Raw genomic sequence first — 19,348 nt, 5'->3', positions numbered from 1 at the left:
TGTCGGTGCGTGCGTTCAGGCTTCCCGGGTCGGGATCCTGATCCCGTGCTCCCGGGCTACCCGCTCGGCCGATTCGTATCCGGCGTCGACGTGGCGGATGACGCCCATGGCCGGATCGTTGGACAGGACCCGCTCGATCTTCTCGGCCGCCAGGCGCGTGCCGTCGGCGACGGTGACCTGCCCGGCGTGGAGGGACCGTCCCATGCCGACGCCGCCGCCGTGGTGGATCGAGACCCAGCTGGCGCCCGAGGCGGTGTTGACCAGGGCGTTGAGCAGCGGCCAGTCGGCGATGGCGTCGGAGCCGTCGAGCATGCCCTCGGTCTCGCGGTAGGGGCTGGCGACCGAGCCGCAGTCGAGGTGGTCGCGGCCGATGACGACGGGGGCCCGCAGGGTGCCGTCGGCGACCATCTCGTTGAAGCGGGCCCCGGCCTTGTCGCGTTCGCCGTGGCCGAGCCAGCAGATCCGGGCCGGCAGGCCCTGGAAGGCGACGCGTTCGCGGGCCAGGGAGATCCAGCGGTGCAGGGACCGGTTGCCGGGGAAGAGCTCGAGGATCGCCTCGTCGGTGCGGGCGATGTCGGCCGGATCGCCCGAGAGCGCGGCCCAGCGGAAGGGGCCCTTGCCCTCGCAGAACAGCGGCCGGATGTAGGCGGGCACGAAGCCGGGGAAGTCGAAGGCGCGCTCGAAGCCGCCTTCGAGGGCCTCGCCGCGGATCGAGTTGCCGTAGTCGAAGACCTCGGCGCCCGCGTCCTGGAAGCCGACCATCGCCTCGACGTGCTTCGCCATGGAGGCGCGGGCCCGCTCGGTGAAGGAGGCGGGGTCGGCTCGGGCGAGCTCGGGCGCCCGACGGTGGTCGACGCCTTCGGGGACGTAGCTGAGCGGGTCGTGCGCGGAGGTCTGGTCGGTGACGACGTCGACCGGCACACCGCGGGCGAGGAGCTCGGGGAGGACGGCGGCGGCGTTGCCGACCAGGCCGATCGACGTCGCCTCGCCGGTCTTCTTCGCGGCCAAGGCCTGGTCGACGGCGTCGTCGAGGTCGCCTGCGACGGTGTCGAGGTAGCGCTGGTCGACGCGGCGGCGCAGGCGCTCGGGGTCGACGTCGACGATGAGGCAGACGCCGTCGTTCATGGTGACCGCCAGCGGCTGGGCCCCGCCCATGCCGCCGCATCCGGCGGTGAGCGTGAGCGTGCCCTTCAGCGAACCACCGAAGCGTTTGGCGGCGACGGCCGCGAAGGTCTCGTAGGTGCCCTGGAGGATGCCCTGGGTGCCGATGTAGATCCACGAGCCGGCGGTCATCTGCCCGAACATGGTGAGCCCGAGCGCTTCGAGGCGCCGGAACTCGGGCCAGGTGGCCCAGTCGCCGACGAGGTTCGAGTTCGCCAGCAGCACTCTCGGCGCCCACTCGTGGGTGCGCATGACGCCGACGGCGCGGCCCGACTGGACGAGCATCGTCTCGTCCCGTTCGAGGCCCTGGAGCGTCCGCAGGATCGCCTCGAGGTCGGCCCGGCTGCGGGCGGCCTTGCCGGTGCCGCCGTAAACCACGAGGTCCTCGGGGCGCTCGGCGACCTCGGGGTCGAGGTTGTTCTGGAGCATCCGCCAGGCCGCTTCGGCCTGCCAGTCGCGGCAGTGCAGGGTCGTGCCGTGTGGTGCGCGCATCCGGTCCGCCTTCGCTGTGAGGTGACGCCAGTCTTGCAGAGTTCCCGGCCGCCCCCGGGACGACACATGGGCCCGGCTCCCGCGGAGCCGGGAGGACCCGGTCCGGGCGCTGGGAGGCCGCGCCCGGACGGCGGGCCTAGAGGTTGCCGCGCTTCTCCTGCTCCTTCTCGAGCGCCTCGAACAGGGCCTTGAAGTTGCCCTTGCCGAAGCTGAGCGAGCCGTGCCGCTCGATGATCTCGTAGAACACCGTCGGGCGGTCCTGCTGCGGCTTGGTGAAGATCTGGAGCATGTAGCCGTCCTCGTCGCGGTCGACCAGGACGCGGCGCTCCTTGAGCTCCTCGATCGGGACGCGGACCTCGCCGATGCGGTCCCGCAGCTCGGGGTCGTCGTAGTAGGCGTCGGGCGCTTCGAGGAACTCGACGCCGTTCGCGCGCATGGCGTCGACCGCGGCGAGGATGTCGTTCGTGGCGAGCGCGATGTGCTGGACGCCGGGGCTGCCGTAGAACTCGAGGTACTCGTCGATCTGGGACTTCTTCTTGCCCGGCGCCGGCTCGTTGATCGGGAACTTGACCTTGCGGGTGCCGTTGGCGACGACCTTGCTCATCAGCGCCGAGTACTCGGTGGCGATGGCGTCCTCGACGAACTCGACGATGTTGGTGAAGCCCATGACCTTCTCGTAGTACTCGACCCATTCGCGCATGCGGCCGAGCTCGACGTTGCCGACGATGTGGTCGATCGCCTGGAAGTACCGCTTGGGCTCCAGGCCGGCGGCGACGGCGGGGCCTCGGTCCACGATGGGCCCGCGGGCGGCGAAGCCGGGCAGGAACGGCCCGGTGTAGCCGGAGCGGTCGATGAGGACGTTGCGGGTCTCGCCGTAGGTGCCGATGACCGCGACCCGGACGGTGCCGTGCTCGTCGGTGAGGTCGTGCGGCTCCTCGAGGGCGATGGCGCCCTGCTCGACCGCGTAGCGGTAGTTCTTGTCCACATCGGGCACTTCGAGGGCGACTTCGATGACGCCGTCGCCGTGGGCGGCATGGTGCTTCGTGGCGGCCGAGTCGGCGGTGACGCCGCCGACGAGCACGAACGCGACCCCGCCCGAGCGCAGCACGTACTCGGCGTGCTCGCGGTAGCCCTGCTCGGGGCCGCGGTAGGCGGTGCAGGTCATGCCGAAGGCGGTGGAGTAGTAGTGGGCGGCCTGCTTGGCGTTGCCCACATAGAACCGGACGTGGTCCCAGCCCTTGATGGGGAAGGCGTCCTCGCTGATGTCGTGCTCGACCGCTCCGACGAGGCGGGCTTCACCCTCGACGGCGCTTGCGGAGTCGTGAATCTGTCCACTGTTCGCGGTGTCGACCATGGCCGTCTCCTCCAGTCGCGGGCGGGGTTGTGGCCTTGATCATCACCAGTCTCTCACGTTCGGGCAAGTCGCACGGAAATCAATGGACATCTTGCACAGATCGCCCTGCCGGAGGACCCGTAGACTGGTCAACATGACCAGTGATTCATCGATCGACGCGCTCGACGCCCGGCTCATCGCGCTGCTGGGGGACGAACCGCGCATCGGCGTCCTCGAATGCTCCCGGCGCCTCGGCGTGGCGAGGGGGACGGTGCAGGCGCGCATGGACAAGCTCGCCGCGCGCGGCGTCATCCGCGGCTACGGGCCGGAGGTGGACCCGGCCGCGCTCGGCTACCCGGTGATGGCGTTCGTGACCTTGGAGCTGCGCCAGGCCGTGGGCCACGACTCGGTGGCGCGGAACCTCGCGCGCGTGCCCGAGGTGCTCGAGGCGCACACCGTGACCGGCACCGGCGACATGCTGTGCCGGATCGTCGCGCGCACGAACGCCGGGCTCCAGGGCGTGATCGACCGGGTGCTGGCGTGCGAGGGCGTGCTGCGGGCCTCGACGGTGATCGCCCTGGCCGAGCAGATCCCCCACCGGACGCTCCCGCTGGTGGCCGACGCCGCGGGCCTCAAGCGGCGGTGATCGTGCCCGTGACCTCACCGAGGCCGATCGTCTCGCCGCCCGGCCCGGGCGCGGTGGCGCCGATCGTCACGGTGTCGCCGTCCTCCAGGAAGGTCCGCTCGGCGCCGTCGAGGCGGACCGGTTCCGCCCCGCCCCACGTCAGCTCGATGAAGCTGCCGCGCTGGTCCGCCTCGGGCCCCGAGACCGTGCCGGAGGCGAAGAGGTCGCCGGTGCGCAGGCTCGCCCCGTTCACGGTCATGTGCGCGAGCTGCTGCGCGGGCGTCCAGTACAGCTGCGCGAACGGCGGCCGTGCGACCTCGACGCCGTTCCAGCTCACCGAGAGCGCCAGGTCGTAGCCGAAGCGCTCGGACTCCTTGAGGTAGTCCAGCGGCGCGGGGTCCTGCTCGGGCGCGGCCGTCTTCGCCGCCTCCAGGGCCTCCAGCGGCGTCACCCAGTGGCCGATGGAGGTCGCGAACGACTTGCCGAGGAACGGCCCGAGCGGCTGGTACTCCCAGGCCTGGATGTCGCGGGCCGACCAGTCGTTGACCAGGACGACCCCGAAGACGTGCTCGGCGAAGTCGTCGGCGGCGACCGGCGAGCCCGGCTCGGTGGGGGCGCCGACGACGAAGCCGACCTCGGCCTCGATGTCGAGCCGGCGGCTCGGCCCGAAGCCGATCTCGCCGCCGGGGCCCTTGCGCTGGCCGCTCGGCCGCTTGATCGGGGTGCCGGAGGGGACGACGGTCCCGGCGCGGCCGTGGTAGCCGACCGGCAGGTGCTTCCAGTTCGGCAGCAGCGCCTCCCCGTCCGGCCGGAAGAGCCGGCCGAGGTTCGTGGCGTGGTGCTCCGAGGCGTAGAAGTCCACATAGTCGGCCACGTCGAACGGCAGGTGCATCCGCGCCTTGCCGATGGGCGTGAGCAGCGTCGCGGACTGCTCGCGGTAGCGGGCGGCGTTGAGCAGCTCGGTCAGCTGGAGGCGCACCAGGCGCCAGGCGGGCCGGCCCATCGCCATGAACGCGCCGAGCGTCTGCTCCTGGAACGCCGGGCGGATCCACGGCAGGAAGAACGTGCCGGTGGCGAGTTTTCGCAGGTCGAGCACTTGGTCGGCGATGCGGACGCCGACGCGCGGCGTGGGGTCCTTCGCGGTGGAGAAGATCCCGTAGGGGAGGTGGTGGATGCCGTACGGGCCGCCGTCGGCGCCTTCGACCCAGCTCACGATGCCGCTCCGCCTCTCTCCAGCAGTGACAGTGCCATCAGGTCTTCGAGCGGCTCCATGATGCTGCACGAGCCGAAGCCGGTCCACAGCGGCCGGGGCCGGTCGGCGACCGCGCGGGCCCGGCCCACCAGGTCCTCGGTGTCGGTCGAGGCCAGGACGGCGGCCACGGCGGCCTCGTCCGCGCCGCCCGCGGCCTCGGCGGAGGCGGTGAGCACGTTGAGGAAGCCGTGGTGGACGAAGCCGGTCTCGGGGTCGCGGTGGCGGATCGCCCGGTGCAGCCCGGCGGTGAGCTTGAACCGCAGGTCGCGCCGCGCGCAGCCGACGATCGAGGCGGCCAGGACCTCGGGGGGCGGGAAGAACTCCGCGGCGAGCCCGCCGGTGCGGAACTTCGGGATCAGGCCGGTGCCGACGACCGCGTCGAGGCCGTCCTCGCCGAAGGGGAGCTCGGCGAAGACCGGCGCGCCCCATTCCTTCGCGGCCGGGACGAGGCGGTGCAGGGCGGCGCGCGACTCGTAGTGGACCACGGCCACCGACTCGTCGAGGGCGCCCACGAGCTCGCCCACCTGCTCGGGTTCGACGTCGACGACGACGCCGATCCGCAGTTCGGTGCGGCCGGGCCGCAGCTCGGGCAGGCGTCCGGCGGGGACCAGGAGCGGGCCGGTCATCGGCGCGTACCAGGACTGGCGGTGGCCGCGGTGCGCCGGGACGGCGTCCTCGAGCGCCGCGTTCCCGGGCGGGAACACCGCCGCGTCGTCGATGAGGCCCTGCAGCACCGCAGGGATGGCGTCGGACATGCCATGAGGGTAGTGCCGCGGCGGCGAGATGTCGACAAGGACCGCGGCCTCTGCGAAGCTCGCGAGCCGCGCCTCCCGCGGGCCGCTATCCTCAGGGGCATAGCCACCCGTAGCGGGCCCGTAACCTCACCGGCTCGCGCACCGACAAAGGAGTCGTCGTGCCGTTCTACCGTTCGGTCGGGCAGATCCCCGACAAGCGACACACGCAGTTCCGCCGAGACGACGGGAGCCTCTACTCCGAGGAGCTCATGGGCCAGGAGGGCTTCTCCTCGGACTCCTCGCTGCTGTACCACAGGTACCGGCCCACCGCGATCAGCTCCAGCACCGAGCACCGTCCCGAGAAGGCCGAGCCGGTGCCGAACCACCCGCTCAAGCCGCGCCATCTGCGCACGCACAAGCTCGACGGCGCCGGCGACGCGGTCTTCGGGCGCGAGCACCTGCTGTCGAACGCCGACTGCCGCATCTCCTACGCGGTGGCCGACAAGCCGTCCCCGCTGTACCGCAACGCCATCGGCGACGAGTGCCTCTACGTCGAGTCGGGCTCGGCGCACGTCGAGACCTCGTTCGGCGCGATCGACATCGCCCAGGGCGACTACCTGATCATGCCGATGTCGACGATCTACCGGGTCGTCCCCACCGGAGGGGAGCCGCTGCGCACGCTCGTGGTCGAGTCGACCGGCCACATCACGCCGCCCAAGCGCTACCTCTCGGTGCGCGGGCAGTTCCTGGAGCACTCGCCGTACTGCGAGCGGGACCTGCGCGGCCCCGGCGAGCCGCTCCTGGTGGACGGCGAGGACGTGGACGTCTACGTCCAGCACCGCGGCCGGGGCTCGTCGACGATCTGGACGAAGTTCACCTACGCGCACCACCCGTTCGACGTGGTCGGCTGGGACGGGTGCCTGTACCCGTGGGTGTTCTCGATCCACGACTTCGAGCCGATCACCGGGCGCATCCACCAGCCGCCGCCGGTCCACCAGGTCTTCCAGGGCCCGAACTTCGTGATCTGCAACTTCGTGCCCCGCAAGGTGGACTACCACCCGGACGCGATCCCCGTCCCGTACAACCACCACAACGTGGACTCCGACGAGGTCATGTTCTACTGCGGCGGCGACTACGAGGCCAGGCGCGGCTCGGGGATCGAGCAGGGCTCGATCTCGCTCCACCCGTCGGGCTTCACCCACGGTCCGCAGCCGGGCGCCCCCGAGCGCTCGATCGGCGCCGACCGCTTCGACGAGCTGGCGGTCATGATCGACACGTTCCGCCCGCTGGAGCTGTGCGAGGCGGCCCTGGACTGCGAGGACACGAACTACGCCTGGACGTGGAACCGCGACCCGGTCCTCTGAGGGAAGCGGGGCGGGCGCGTCCTTCGAGGACCGCGGCGGTCGCCAGCGTTCAGTAATATTGAAATATCCAAATGTAGCTGCTCGCATCACCCCGGGACCGCGCATGAGCGACCAACAGCCGATCGAGGTGGACACCGACACCGACGACTGGAAGGAAGAGGGCGACCAGGCCCTCTCCCCCACCGACCACATCAGACCAGTCTCGGGGCTCATGGCCGCTCCCGGGCTGAGCCACATCGAGAGCATCCGCAGCAACCTGTGGGCCATGGGCGAGGGGGATGCCTCCGACATCGCCGGCTCCTGCGTCGGCATCGCCGGGACGCTCGCCGACTTCGCCGCCAAGATCGGCGCGTTCGGCTCTCCCTTCTCCGCCCTCCAGACCGTGGTCTCGATGGGCTTCGACATCGTGCTCGCGCTCGTCAAGCCGCTGGAGGACCTGCTGCACATGGTCAGCGGCGATCCGGGCGCCATGCGCGACCGGATCGACCTGTGGGGCCGGATCGGCGAGGCGCTGAAGCAGCTCTCGCAGGACACGGCGGCGGTCGTCCCCGACATAGCAAACTGGTCTACAATGGACGGTAACACCGCCAAGACGAAGCTCGACGAGCTCGCCGCCGGCATCAGCGCCATGGGCCACAACACCGGGGGCATCGAGCAGCTCATGGGGCTGGCGCAGATGATGGCCGAATTGATCAAAGAGGCCATCAAATGGGTCATCAGCTGGCTGATCGCGAAGCTGATCGAATCGGCGATCGCCGGCTCCGCCGGCGCGGTGGTCACCTTCGGCTCCTCGGTGGCCGCCGCGATCTGCAAGATGGTCGGCGACGCCGCTCGCGCGGTGCTCAAGGCGCTCGGCTTCACCAAGGACGCGATGAGGATCGCGAACGGCTTCGCCAAGGTATGCGTGGCGATCTCGGGTTCGCAGGCGCTCACCCGCACGCAGGGCATCCTGCTCACCATGGCCGGCAGCGCCTCCACGGCGCTGGGGAACGCCGGGCAGGCGTTCGTCGGCAACCTCTTCCACTCCCCCGCCGACGGGCAGTCGACGGATTCGACGGTGTCCGCCGGCATCGTCATCGCCGACATCCAGGCCATCAGCGACGCCGAGTCCAGGCTCCGCCCGCTCGCCACCGGCGCCGGCAACATCGCCGAGGCCGCCGGCACCGCCGTCGACGGCGAGATGACCTGGGGCCTGTGCGGCATCCTGTTCGAGGAGAAGTACAAGGAGACCGCGGGCGAGATGATCGCGAAGATCAAGTTGAGCCAGGACGCGTTGAACGGGTCCGCCGAGAAGCTCAAGCGGAGCGCCGAGGACTGGGAGTCGATCGACCAGGAGATCAAGGACGCCTTCGACGGGCTCAGGCCCGAGTGAGCGCGGGCCGCGTCCGCTCCGGTGGCATCCTCCGATCATGAGCCTCGAATTCACGACCGTCTTCAACGCGCTCGTCCTGGCGCTGCTCGCCGCCCTGGTGCTCGGCGTCGCCTGGACCTATGCACGCCGCGCCCGTGCCATCGCCCGCCAGGACCGGACGCTTCCGGCGGGGGCCCGGGCGCACGGCTGCTCCCTGACCGCCGATCCGGCCGGCGACGCCGAGGCGCTGCTGCCGATCGGGAGGCCCCGAGGCCTGGAGGGGACGAGTCGGCGGCTGTTCGAAGGCGTCACGGCGAGCCCGCGGGGGGCCGGCGAGCTCACCCACCTGATGAGCCGGACGAGCCCCGAGCCGGCGGTGTGGATCGCGCAGTACCGGACGCGCCACGGGCATCCGGCGCGCCCCGCCCCCAAGACGGCGCTGGGGCAGGCGCTCGGCTACGCCTGGGGCAACGCCGTCGCGACCGCGCTGCCGGGCTCGGCCCTGCCCCTGATGGTCGCGCCCCGGAACCGGATGCGCCTCTCGCTGTGGCTGCACCGCAGGCTTCGGCTGCGGACCGGCGACCGCGCCTTCGACCGCGCGTTCGGGGTCCTGGGCGCCGATGCGGACCAGATGCGCCTGGTGCTCACCGGAGACGTCCGACGCTGGCTCTCCGAGCAGGACATACCGGCCAAGACCGTGCTGGTGCTCGAGGGCGGGCTCTGCTACGCGGCCCGGCACGAACCGCTCCTGGTCGAGACCGTTCCGCACCGGATCGAGCTGGTGACCGGCTTCGCGCGGCGCATACCCGGGTCCGCCTGGAGGGGCTGAGGCGCCAGCGCCGGACGCCGAGGTCCGAGGCCCGCTACATGGTGTTGACGATCAGCCCGATGTGGGTGAAGTAGTTCAGGGCCCCGAACAGCAGGAACGCGAGGCCCGAGAGGAACCAGACGAGGAGGACCACCGCCGTCACCGCGCGCCGTCCGGGCCTGAGCGCCAGCGGGAAGAGGACGGCGCCGACGCCGACCAGGGCGTACAGGCCGGAGATGAAGACCGCCTCGATCATCGGGTGCTCGGCGAACTCGCCCGATATCGGCTCCTCGGGCGGGGCGGCGAACAGCTCGTAGCCCACCCCGGCCGCGGCGATGCCGAAGCAGGCCAGGCCCATGCCGAGCACGAAGACCGACACGGGGCGCGCGGCGGCGGCGAGCATCGCGAAGCGGTCGGGGGCGGCCTCGAGCGCTTCGGCCCTCTTCCACAGGTAGAACGCGGCGAACAGCAGCAGCACGCCGAAGGCGAGGCTCGGCTCGCCGAAGATCACGTTGTCGAAGGGGAAGCCGCCCGCCGCGAGCGGCCACGTCAAGGTCATGTGCAGGCCGGTCACGGCGAGGACGGCGCCGACGACGCCGAAGCCCATCGCCCAGCCCTCGGCGGCCAGCGGCCGGTCGGCGTCGCCGAGGCGGCGCATGAGGCCGACGACCATGAGCAGCCCGGCGCCGGCGGCGACTGACATGACGGTGTTGTAGGTCGGCATCTGGGCCCAGTCGATCTTGAGCCCCTGCGCGACGATCTCCCCCGTTGCCATATGCGGATCGTAGGAGCCCGAGGGCCGTGAGTCCCGGTGTTCGAGGATTAATCGCGGTGGCGCGGGTACCCGGCGAGCTCGCAGTCGAATCGAGGGAGCAGCGATGAGCAAGCACGTCTTGATGGCGCTGACCAGCCATGCCGAGCTGGGCGACACCGGGGAGCGGACCGGGTACACCGTGCCGGAGGCCGCGCGCCCGTGGCAGGTCTTCCGCGACGCCGGCGTCGACGTCGACTTCGTGTCGGTCGAGGGCGGCGAGCCGCCGAGCGAGGGCTTCGACGAGGACGACCCGGTCGAGCGGGAGTTCCTCGACCGCGAGCGGGAGCGCCTGCGGTCGACGCCCAGCGCGAGCGAGATCGATCCGAGCCGGTACGACGCGATCTTCTTCGTCGGCGGGCACGGGACCATGTGGGACTTCCCGGACTCGAAGGCCCTCACCGATGCCGCCGTCGACATCTACGAGCGCGGCGGGGTGGTCTCCTCGGTCTGCCACGGCCCGGCGGCCCTGGTGAACGCGAAGCTCTCCGACGGGTCCTACCTCGTGGCGGGCAAGCGGCTCAACTCGTTCACGAACGCGGAGGAGGCCGCCGTCCAACGCGACGACGTCGTCCCGTTCCTGCTGCAGAGCCGGCTGGAGGAGCGCGGCGCGCGTTGGGAGGGCGGCAAGGAGTTCGGCGAGTACGCCGTGGCCGACGACCGCCTCGTGACCGGACAGAACCCGGCCTCGGCGGCGAAGACCGCGCGCCTGGTGGTCGAGGCGATCTCGTAGACCGGCGGTGCCGGCGTCGGGCCCTATGCCCGACGCCGCGTACATACTCTTGACGGTATATACTCCCTGCGGTATGCTGGCTTCATGTTGTCGACGTTCGAGGTGCTGTCGCTGCCCGCTCGGCGGAAGATCGTCGAGCGGCTCCGCCACGGCCCGAAATCCGTCGGCGAACTCGCCGACGAGCTCGGCATCAGCCAGCCGATCATGTCGAAGCACCTGCGGACGCTCCGCGACTCGGGCTTCGTGACCGTCCGGGTGGACGCGCAGCGCCGCTGGTACGAGCTGCGCCCCGAGCCGCTGAAGGAGATGGCCGAGTGGCTCGAGCCCTACCGCTGGATGTGGGAGGACCGGCTCGACCTGCTGGGCGAGCGGCTCGACACCATGCGCGACGAAGAGGAGAACCGATGACCGATCCCCGACTGCTCACCGACCGGGAGCGTCCGGCCGTCAGGGTCGAACGCCGCTACGACCACCCGATCGACCGGGTGTGGCGCGCGGTGACCGCACCGGAGAGCCTCGCGCAGTGGTTCCCCTCGGAGGCCGAGTTCGAGCTGGAGCCGGGCGGGCGGGTCCGCTTCGGCGGCTTCGAGGGCGAGAGCGCCTCCGGTGCGGTGCTGGAGGTGGACCCGCCCCGGTACCTCTCGTTCACCTGGGGCGGCGACCGCGTCGACTTCGAGCTCCGCGCCGAAGGCGAGCGGACCGTCTTCGTCCTCACCCAGCACTTCGACGACCTCGGGGGCGCGGCGAGCTTCGCGACCGGTTGGGAGATGTGCCTCGCCGGTCTGAGCGACGTCCTGGCCGGGGCGGAGCCGGCTCCCTCGGGCAGCGCCGTCGAGCGGCACGAGGAGCTCGTGGCGCGGTTCGGGCTCGACGAGCCGGAGGTGACGCGCACCGGCGCCGGCTGGCACGTCCGCTTCGAGCGGCAGCTCACGTGCTCGGCCGAGACGGCCTGGGACTTGTTCTTCGGCGTCGACCGCGACAGCGGCGAGCAGCGGCGGGCTCCGGCGATCAGCGAGGAGTTCCGCCCGCCTCAGGCCCCCGAGGTGCTGCTCGGCACCGCCACCGAGGTCGACGCCCCGCGGGTGTTCGCGTTCAAGGTCGCGGCCGGAGAGCCCGGGGACGAGGTGCGGCTGCGGCTGGGCGAGGGCACGGGCCACGGCGCCCGCCTCTTCCTGGAGGTGCGCGGCGGCGACGAGGCGGAGCTGGACGAGGCCGTCGAGCAGTGGGGCGCCGGGGCGGTGGCGCGCATAGCCGGCGAAGCCGCCCGCCTCGCGGCGGCCTGAACACGAAGCAGGAGGGCCGCCGAAAGGCGGCCCTCCTGAACGACCGGCGGCGCCTGAGCGGGCCCGGTGGCGGGGATGCCCAGCTGCCCGCGGTAGGGGTGGGGCCGCTCCCAGGTCCATTCCCACAGCAGCAGGCTCGCGAGCGGGGTGGGCAGTTCAGGGCGGAACGCGCGCACCGCGCCGGGGTGCTCGGTCCAGACCCGCGAGGCGTTGGTGTCGGCTTCACTGAGGATGTCGGTCAGCTCGCTCCCGAATTCCGTCCAGGCCTGGCCGAAGGCCATCAGGTTGTCCTCGTTCGACTGCGGCCATTCGTATCCGAGGATGCCGAGCAGGCCCGCCAGTTCGGAGGGAGGCATGATCGCCCTCAGGCACCGCCTTCCATCTCGGGGCGATCTGGACGAAGGCCCGCGATATCTCGTTGTCCGTGTTCAGGTGCTGCGCGGCGAAATCGCGCACGTCGATGCCGGCGTCCGCCATGGACCGCGCGGCCTCGGCGAAGCACTCCTTGGCCCACGCGAAGATCTCGGCGTGCGCCTGCTCGATCAGGCCGCCGATCTCATCGCTCCCGCACGCTTCGGTGACGCCCTCGATGCGGGAGGCGAAGGCGTCGATGGCGGCGAAGAAGCCCCCGGCCGTGGCCGCAACGCCCTGGCCGCCCTTGTCGAGGCCGTCGGTGTCGATGTCGAAACCGGACATCAGTTGACACCCTTGGCCTCGGCCGCGGACTGCACGATCCGCCCGTGCGCCGCGCCCAGACTCGACATGAACGAGCCGAGCTGCCGCATCGACTGCTGCTGGATCCGCTCGACCTTCTCGTTCAGGGCCGCGAGGTCGATCCCGCTGGGCACGCCGGCCTGCTCCCGGGCGGCGTCGAGCGCGGTGTTGACGGCGATGCCCGACGTATCTGGCGTGAGGACCATTCTGCGTTCTCCTCGGGGAGGTTGCGGCTCTGCGCGAAGGCGCCGAATCCCCGGAATCGGGACAAGCCTTTGCAAATACCGTTCGGGGGTGCGAGCAGCATGAAGAGTGTTGGAACCGGCACTTTGCGAAGTGTTCGACGCGTGTCGGCGACGCCGTCCAGGCAGAACGAACAGGGCCCGCTCCGCGGAACCCGTTTTCATGTTCAAGTACTCGGATGAGCCCCTCGGACTCGGATCGGGACCGACCGGACCACACCCTCGAAAGTGCGCCTGAAATCACAGCGTCAGCCGCGCGGCGGTCTCCGGTCAGCCCACCGGTGTCAACTGTGCTTCCGCAGGTGGGCGGTGATCTGCTCCCCCATGTACTGCGACAGCGGGCCCTCGGGGACGTCGAAGCCGAGCTCCCGTGCGAGGGTCGCGCCCCGCAGGTCGTAGGCCGACTCGGCGAGCTGCGCGAAGGCTTCCACGGCATCCCTGGTCTGCCGGTATCCGACGACGAAGAGCCCCACGGCGATGAACACCGAAGGCCACCACCACAATGCGGGCACCAGGCACAGCACGCCCCATCCGGACAGGCCCACGGACGCGTCGATCCGGTCGCGCGCCGCGCGCAGCGTCTGCTGCTCGGCTTCGCCCAGGACCAGCCACAGGCGCGGCCAGGTGAACACCGGGTCGAGCCTGTACCAGGACCAGACCCGCTGGTCGACCGCCCGCAGGCGGTCCCCCATCCGGGTCGGCCGGGACGGCTTGCGCAAGCCGATCGCGTTCCGCCTGCCCGCCAAGGCGTCCAGCCGCTCCTGCCTGGACGCCTCGACATCCTCGTCCACGGCGCCCGAGTCGGACCCGTGCTCGGCCTTCAGCGCGCCGCCTTCGTCCCTCGCCTTGACGAACTCCTCGTTCGCCGCCTTCCAACGGCTCCGACGCGACTCCAGGAGCCGCTTACCGAGCCACGCCAATGCCCGCGGCCAAGGCTCGAACCACAAGCGGGACAAGCCGGCCGCCACAGAGCGGGAGGCCAGCGCGGACGCGACCGACAGCAGCGGCAGGCCCACGACCAGGACCGACCACGCCGAGCCCGCCTCCAGTTCGCCGACGGTCTCGGACAAGCGGTCCAGATCGGCCCAGTGCGCGTGGCCGAGCCGCCAGGCTCCGGCCGCGCCGAGGGTGAACACCAACCCCGGCAGGATCAGCATGGAGGCCCAGCGTTCGGCGAGGCGGCCGCCCATTTCTGCGAGCACGGCGGTCATGAGTCAGTTCGATTCGTATCGCAGGGCATCGCGGAAGACCCCGCACGAGGGCCGGTCCCCGCCGGCGGCGGGGTGTTCGATCCGGCCGCAGGCGCCGTTGGGGCACCGGTAGACGCCGGTGACGACGTGCCCGCCGCCTTCCATACCGGGCACACCGACCATTCCGGAGTGCTCGGCACCGGGGCCCCGCACGGTCACGGACGTGATGAACGAGAACAAGCCGATGGCGCGCAAGGGCTCCTCGATCGACTCGCCGTCTCGAGCGGCCTTCAGCACCTTCTCGAGGCCGCCGCTCAAACCGTGCGCGGCGGCGACCTCCCGCAGCCCAGGCAGCGCCTCGCAGAGCTTGGCGAGCAGTTCCGGACGATCCATCCTCTTCCTCCCGTACAGCACCCGATGGTTCATCATGTCATGCTTGAGGCTGTGTCGGATTCCCCTGGCGCCCAGGCGGGCGGCGAGATCGGCTGGGCGCGAGTAGAACAGCTCGCGCTCGACCTCAACGAGCGCGTCAGGTCCCTGCTGGAACACCAGAACCGCACCGCGATCCTCGAACCCGAGGCGGAGGCCGCGGCGCTCGCGATCCGCCCGATGCTGATCCGCGTCCTCGAAGCGCCGGGGGCCGCCGAACCCGAGCTCTACGTCCTGGACATGGGCGCCCTGTCGACGGTCGCCGCCTACCACTACCTCCACTGCGAGCTGCTCGGCCCGACCGCACCCGGGTTCGAAGCCGAGGCGCGCCTGACGCTCAACCTGTACGCCGTGATCCACCTCTTCGCGCCGGACGAGGTGCCCTTGGAACTGCGCCAGGCCGTCGCGGCGGCCGAGATGCCGCCCGTCCACGACTTCGAGGCCCTGGCCAGCCGCTTCGACGAGCTGTACCTGCGCTGGCGCAGCGGCGGTGACCGCGACACGCTGGAGAGCGTGATCGGCATGTGCCGCACCGTCCTCCAGGTCCTGCCGAGCACACACCCGGCCCGCCCGGCGCTGCTGTCCTCGCTGTGCGGGGCGCTGCGCGACCACCACACGTACAGCGGCGTCACCGAGCAGTTGGAGGAAGCGGTCGCGGCCGGTCGCGAGGCGCTCGACCTGGCCCGGCCGGAGGACCCGATGCTGCCGGCGTACCTGTCGGGCCTGTGCTCGGCGCTGTACACGCGCTATCTCATGCGAGGCTCGGCGGCGGACCTGGACGAGGCCGTCGAGTTCGGGCAGCGGTCGGTCCGAGCCGCACCCGAACCGGATCCGGGCTTCGGCTACAACGCCGGGAACGCCCTGCTGCTGCGCTTCGATCACAGCGCCGACCCCGGCGACCTCGATCTGGCGGTCGAGGTGCTCCAGCGGTCGGTGCCCGACTCTGCCGACGGCGGCCCGTTGGACGCGGCCTGCCGGACGGCCCTGGCCGAAGCCCACCGCAAACGCTTCCAGCACTACGGCGACGCCTTCGACCTGGCCGAGGCCGAGCGCTCGGCCAGGGCCGCGGTGGAGGGCTGCGCTCCGGGCAATCCAGAGCTCCCCAGGTGCCTGATCGATCTCAGCGCCGTCCTGCGCACCAAAGCGGAAGGCTCGGGCGAGGACGCCGACCACGACGCGGCCGTCGCGGCGGCCGAGCGGGCGCTGGCGGTCTCGCTGCCGACCGGCCCGCAGCACCAGGCATGCCTGTCGAACCTCGGCAACGCGCTGGCGCACCGGTTCAAGCACGCACGGGAGCCGGCCGAGATCGACCGGGCGATCGCCCTCCTTCGGCAGGCGATCGACGAGGCCGGCGAGAGCCATTTCGCGTCGATGTCGCGGTTCGAACTGGCGCAGGCACTGCTGAACAAGTACCGCGGCACCGGGGACCGGGGCGATCTCGATGCGGCCGTCGGCGAGGCCCGCACGGTGCTCGACGCGTATGCCGAAGCGGGGAGCGACCGCGGCATGGCCCTGGGACTGCTCGGCGAGGGGCTCAACGCCCTGGCCGGAGACTTCAATGTGGATGTCGGCGAGGAGGCGGTGGCGGTGCTGCGCGAGGCCCGGGCGCTGCTGGACGGCTTTCACCGCCGGTCCCGGCTCAAATGCGCCAACGAACTGGGCAACGCCCTGTACCACCGGGCGGCGCGCACGCACTCCTTGGAGGATCTCGACGCCGCCATCGCGGCGCACCGGGAGTCGATCGCCCTGAACGCGTCCGGAGAGGATCTGGCGCGGGAGGAATCGAGCCTCGGCGGATCGTTCCTGCGGCGCTTCGTCTTGAGCGACGACACTGACGACCTCGACCGGGCCCTGGAATGGCACCGCCGGGCCGAGCGGTCGCTGAACGGCGACGCCGACCCTCATGCGCACCAGGTCTACTTCAATCTCGCCCAGACCCTCCATGCCGCCCACGACCGGTATCAGGACCCGGCGTTGATGGAGGAGTCCCTGCGGTACTTCGACAAGGCGGGCGCGGTCGAGAACGTCACCGCGGGAGATCGGGCCAAGTCGCTGACCAATCGCGGCATGGCGCTGCGGATCCGGGCCGAAGGCAGCGGGAACCGCGACGACCTGGACCGGGCGGTCGAGTGGAGCCGCGAGGCGCTCGACTCGCTCCCCGCCGGCCATGCGGACCGCGTCGCGTACTCGACCAATCTCGCCAACGCCCTGATGGCCAGGTACACCCGGACAGGCGACGCCGATGACCTGGAGGCGGCCGTGCGGACCCACCGCGAGGCCGTGGCCGCCACCCCTGCCGACGACCTGCGGCGCCCCATGCACCTCGCGAACCTCGGATCCGCCGTCCGCCTCCGGTTCTCGCAGTCTGGCTCCCCCGCCGACCTGGACGAGGCGATCACGTGCGCCCGCGAGGCGATACGGCATCCGCGGGCCACCCGAGAGGGCCTGATCAGGTACCGCAACAACCTCACGATCGCCCTGGTCACCAGGTTCGAGCGCACCGGGGAGGCGGCCGACGTCGACGCGGCGGTCGAGGCGGCCAGGGCCGCGGCGGACTCCGTGCGGCCCGGCCACGCGCGGCGCATGGTGTTCCAATCCACCCTCGCCACCGCGCTGCGCCACCGGTTCTCGTCCCCGCATCGGCGGCCCGGCGACGTCGACGAGGCGATCACCGCCCTGCGCGAGGCGATCCGCGTCTGCCCCGAGGACCACCCGTCGCTGCCGATCTACCACATGAACCTGTCGATCGCGCTCACCGCGCGGTTCCACGAAGCCGGTGGCCGCCGAAAGGACGTCAAGGAGGCGGCCACGGCGGGCCGGACCGCCGTGCGGCTGTTCCCCCAGGAGCACCCGGAGCGCGCTCGCGCGCTGATGAACCTCGGCTCGGTCCTCGTCGCCGGCATGCGGTGGTGGTCCTCCGCCCCTCTGGACGAGGCGTTCGACTGCTTCCGTCAGGCGCTGGAGCTCCCCGCCGCGACGACGATGCTGCGGTTCCGGATCACCTCCATCTGGCGCCGGACGGCCCGGCAGTTGGCCGTGGCGGGAGTGCGGGGCTGGGATCAGGCGCTCGAAGCGTCGCGCGCCGCCATCGGCGAGCTGCCCCGGCTGGCCTGGCACGGACTCGAACACGACGACCGGGTCCTCGCGCTCGGCCAGAACGCGGGAATCGCCTCCGAGGCGGCGGCGATCGCTCTCAACGCCGGCCGGCCGGAAGAGGCGCTCCAGCTCCTCGAGCAGGGCCGTGGCATCCTCTTGGCCCACGCCCTCGACGCGCGGGACGACATGGCCGAACTGCGCGAGCGCGATCCGGATCTGGCCGAGCGCATCACACGGGTCAGGGCCCGGATCGAGACCGTGTCGGTCCCCACTATGGACTTCATGGCCGGGGACCTGGGAGGCGAGGGCGGCGCCCTCGGCGCGGCCGGGACCGGCGTCGACGCGTTGGCGCAACACCAGCGCATGGAGGTCGACCGCCGTCGCGAGCTCGCCCGCGAACTGGACGACCTCGTCTCGCGGGCGAGGGGGCTGCCCGGTCTGGAGGACTTCCAGCGGCCGCCGTCCCTCACCAGGCTGCGGGCCTCGGCGGCGGACGGACCGGTGATCGTGGTCAACACCAGCGATCTGCGCTGCGACGCCTTCATCGTCACCGGCGGCCGCATCTCCACGGTCCCGCTGCCCGACTTGCGCGTCGACGACGGGCCCAAAGGCGAGAAGGGCCTGCGGACCCGGACCGCCGAACTGCTCGACGCCCTGGCGGCGCACGGAGAGGGCCCGGCCGCGACCTGGCGCGCGCAACTGACGCTGAAGGACACGCTGGTGTGGCTGTGGGACGCGGTCGCCGAGCCGGTTCTGACCGAACTCGAACGGCTGTCGCTCGGTCCCGACGGCACTGATTCGCCTTCACGGCTGTGGTGGTGCCCCACCGGGCTGCTCTCGCTCCTGCCGTTGCACGCCGCCGGCCGCTACGACGACTCGCCCGCGCCGGAGCGGGCCCAGAGTCGACCGGGACGGAACCGAGCGATCGGGACGGGCCCCCGGACCCTCCCCGATCGGTACGTCTGCTCGTACACCACCACCCTGCGGTCGCTCGCCGCCTTGGACGGCGGGCACCGGGCGAGGCCGGCCGGCGGGATCCTCGTGGTCGACCAGTCCGAGGTCCCAGGGCTGGCGCCTCTGCCGCATGCCCGCGCCGAGGCCCATATGCTCACCGAGCGGCTCCCCGGAGCGACCCTCCTCAAGGGATCGGAAGCCTCGCGGGCCGCGATCCTCCAAGCGCTCCTCGAACATCCGATGCTGCACTTCTCCGGCCACGGCAGGCAGGACTGGAACGACGCGGCGGGCGGCGTCCTGTACTGCGGCGAGCGGGGCGAGTCGGAGACGCTGACGGTCACCGACATCTCGCGTCTTCGCCTCGGTGACGCCCGCTTGGCGTTCCTGTCGGCCTGCGAGACCGCCCGCGGCACCGCCGAGGTGCCCGATGAGGCCCTGCACTTGTCGGGGGCACTGCAACTGGCGGGCTTCGCCCATGTCGTCGCGGCGCAATGGACCGTGGACGACGAGTTCGCCCGCCGCCTCACCGAGGAGTTCTACGAAGAACTGCGGCCCTCGGACACGGGCGATCTCGCTCCGGACGAGGCCGCCCGCGCCCTACACCGGGCCGTCCAGCGCCTGCGAAGCGAGGCGGACGACCCGATCCGGTGGGCGGCCTACATCCACACGGGACCGTGAACGGCAGCCTCGAAGCGACCGGCCGGCACCGCACGAGCGGAGGCCCTGAAAGCCTTGCGATGGAACTCGGTTCGCGCGGCGATCGCTCGCCGAGCGCT

The 19,348-nt window shown here is 71.5% G+C and carries 17 protein-coding genes; 8 read left to right on the top strand and 9 right to left on the bottom strand.

What is annotated here, in order from left to right; genetic code table 11:
* Positions 1 to 15 precede the first annotated feature (15 nt).
* Both hutU and hppD read right to left on the bottom strand, forming a co-directional pair.
* Positions 16 to 1,653: a urocanate hydratase gene (hutU, locus tag YWW_RS0106390; protein ID WP_026929464.1), complete on the bottom strand. Its 1,638-nt coding sequence runs from the start codon at positions 1,651 to 1,653 to the stop codon at positions 16 to 18.
* Between the two features lie 136 nt (positions 1,654 to 1,789).
* On the bottom strand, positions 1,790 to 3,007 hold the full coding sequence (hppD, locus tag YWW_RS0106385; protein ID WP_081687237.1) for a 4-hydroxyphenylpyruvate dioxygenase: 1,218 nt from the start codon (positions 3,005 to 3,007) through the stop codon (positions 1,790 to 1,792).
* 133 nt (positions 3,008 to 3,140) lie between these two features.
* Between hppD and YWW_RS0106380 the strand changes: the two genes are divergently transcribed.
* Positions 3,141 to 3,632 carry an Lrp/AsnC family transcriptional regulator gene (locus tag YWW_RS0106380; protein WP_026929462.1) on the top strand — a complete coding sequence of 164 codons (492 nt, stop codon included), beginning with the start codon at positions 3,141 to 3,143 and terminating at the stop codon, positions 3,630 to 3,632.
* Here the strand turns inward: YWW_RS0106380 and fahA are convergent.
* Together fahA and YWW_RS0106370 are read right to left on the bottom strand one after the other, a co-directional pair.
* Complete coding sequence (fahA, locus tag YWW_RS0106375) at positions 3,619 to 4,824, bottom strand: fumarylacetoacetase (protein ID WP_026929461.1); 1,206 nt, start codon at positions 4,822 to 4,824, stop codon at positions 3,619 to 3,621. The two genes, YWW_RS0106380 and fahA, sit on opposite strands and share 14 nt — an antisense overlap.
* Positions 4,821 to 5,618 carry a hypothetical protein gene (locus YWW_RS0106370; RefSeq protein WP_026929460.1) on the bottom strand — a complete coding sequence of 266 codons (798 nt, stop codon included), beginning with the start codon at positions 5,616 to 5,618 and terminating at the stop codon, positions 4,821 to 4,823. Before YWW_RS0106370 ends, fahA begins: the two co-directional genes overlap by 4 nt.
* 158 nt (positions 5,619 to 5,776) lie before the next feature.
* Between YWW_RS0106370 and YWW_RS0106365 the strand changes: the two genes are divergently transcribed.
* The 3 genes from YWW_RS0106365 (at position 5,777) to YWW_RS0106355 (ending at position 9,141) form a co-directional block, all read left to right on the top strand.
* Positions 5,777 to 6,961, top strand: coding sequence for a homogentisate 1,2-dioxygenase (locus tag YWW_RS0106365; protein WP_026929459.1), 1,185 nt, complete (start codon positions 5,777 to 5,779; stop codon positions 6,959 to 6,961).
* A gap of 103 nt (positions 6,962 to 7,064) precedes the next feature.
* Complete coding sequence (locus tag YWW_RS0106360; protein WP_026929458.1) at positions 7,065 to 8,333, top strand: hypothetical protein; 1,269 nt, start codon at positions 7,065 to 7,067, stop codon at positions 8,331 to 8,333.
* A gap of 37 nt (positions 8,334 to 8,370) precedes the next feature.
* Entirely contained in the window at positions 8,371 to 9,141 is a 771-nt protein-coding gene (locus YWW_RS0106355) for a hypothetical protein (RefSeq protein WP_026929457.1), read from the top strand.
* Positions 9,142 to 9,175: 34 nt separating this feature from the next.
* On the opposite strand, the gene YWW_RS0106350 is transcribed toward YWW_RS0106355, so the two are convergent.
* Positions 9,176 to 9,895, bottom strand: a complete 720-nt coding sequence (locus YWW_RS0106350; protein WP_026929456.1) for a DUF981 family protein — start codon at positions 9,893 to 9,895, stop codon at positions 9,176 to 9,178.
* 103 nt (positions 9,896 to 9,998) lie between these two features.
* Between YWW_RS0106350 and YWW_RS0106345 the strand changes: the two genes are divergently transcribed.
* The 3 genes from YWW_RS0106345 to YWW_RS0106335 all read left to right on the top strand — a co-directional run bounded on the left by YWW_RS0106345 (position 9,999) and on the right by YWW_RS0106335 (position 11,947).
* Positions 9,999 to 10,664, top strand: a complete 666-nt coding sequence (locus YWW_RS0106345) for a type 1 glutamine amidotransferase domain-containing protein (protein ID WP_026929455.1) — start codon at positions 9,999 to 10,001, stop codon at positions 10,662 to 10,664.
* 84 nt (positions 10,665 to 10,748) lie between these two features.
* Positions 10,749 to 11,072 (top strand): ArsR/SmtB family transcription factor, encoded by a 324-nt coding sequence (locus tag YWW_RS0106340; protein WP_026929454.1) that lies wholly within the window; start codon positions 10,749 to 10,751, stop codon positions 11,070 to 11,072.
* Positions 11,069 to 11,947, top strand: a complete 879-nt coding sequence (locus YWW_RS0106335) for an SRPBCC family protein (protein ID WP_026929453.1) — start codon at positions 11,069 to 11,071, stop codon at positions 11,945 to 11,947. Before YWW_RS0106340 ends, YWW_RS0106335 begins: the two co-directional genes overlap by 4 nt.
* A 222-nt stretch (positions 11,948 to 12,169) precedes the next feature.
* On the opposite strand, the gene YWW_RS0106330 is transcribed toward YWW_RS0106335, so the two are convergent.
* From YWW_RS0106330 to YWW_RS0106315, 4 genes are all read right to left on the bottom strand, one after another.
* Positions 12,170 to 12,643 (bottom strand): hypothetical protein, encoded by a 474-nt coding sequence (locus YWW_RS0106330; RefSeq protein WP_026929452.1) that lies wholly within the window; start codon positions 12,641 to 12,643, stop codon positions 12,170 to 12,172.
* On the bottom strand, positions 12,643 to 12,867 hold the full coding sequence (locus YWW_RS0106325) for a hypothetical protein (protein ID WP_026929451.1): 225 nt from the start codon (positions 12,865 to 12,867) through the stop codon (positions 12,643 to 12,645). The genes YWW_RS0106330 and YWW_RS0106325 overlap by 1 nt, the downstream gene beginning before the upstream one ends.
* A 320-nt stretch (positions 12,868 to 13,187) precedes the next feature.
* On the bottom strand, positions 13,188 to 14,114 hold the full coding sequence (locus YWW_RS0106320; RefSeq protein ID WP_026929450.1) for a hypothetical protein: 927 nt from the start codon (positions 14,112 to 14,114) through the stop codon (positions 13,188 to 13,190).
* Positions 14,115 to 14,117: 3 nt separating this feature from the next.
* Positions 14,118 to 14,486 (bottom strand): hypothetical protein, encoded by a 369-nt coding sequence (locus YWW_RS0106315; RefSeq protein WP_026929449.1) that lies wholly within the window; start codon positions 14,484 to 14,486, stop codon positions 14,118 to 14,120.
* Positions 14,487 to 14,537: 51 nt separating this feature from the next.
* Here YWW_RS0106315 and YWW_RS0106310 point away from each other — a divergent pair, with 51 nt between their 5' ends.
* Entirely contained in the window at positions 14,538 to 19,250 is a 4,713-nt protein-coding gene (locus YWW_RS0106310; RefSeq protein WP_026929448.1) for a CHAT domain-containing protein, read from the top strand.
* The last annotated feature ends 98 nt before the right edge of the window (positions 19,251 to 19,348 follow it).

The sequence above is a fragment of the Glycomyces tenuis DSM 44171 genome, from assembly GCF_000427885.1.
GTDB lineage: Bacteria > Actinomycetota > Actinomycetes > Mycobacteriales > Micromonosporaceae > Glycomyces > Glycomyces tenuis.
The sequence above is the reverse complement of the archived record's forward strand: the minus strand, read 5'-3'. Positions and strand labels throughout refer to the sequence as shown.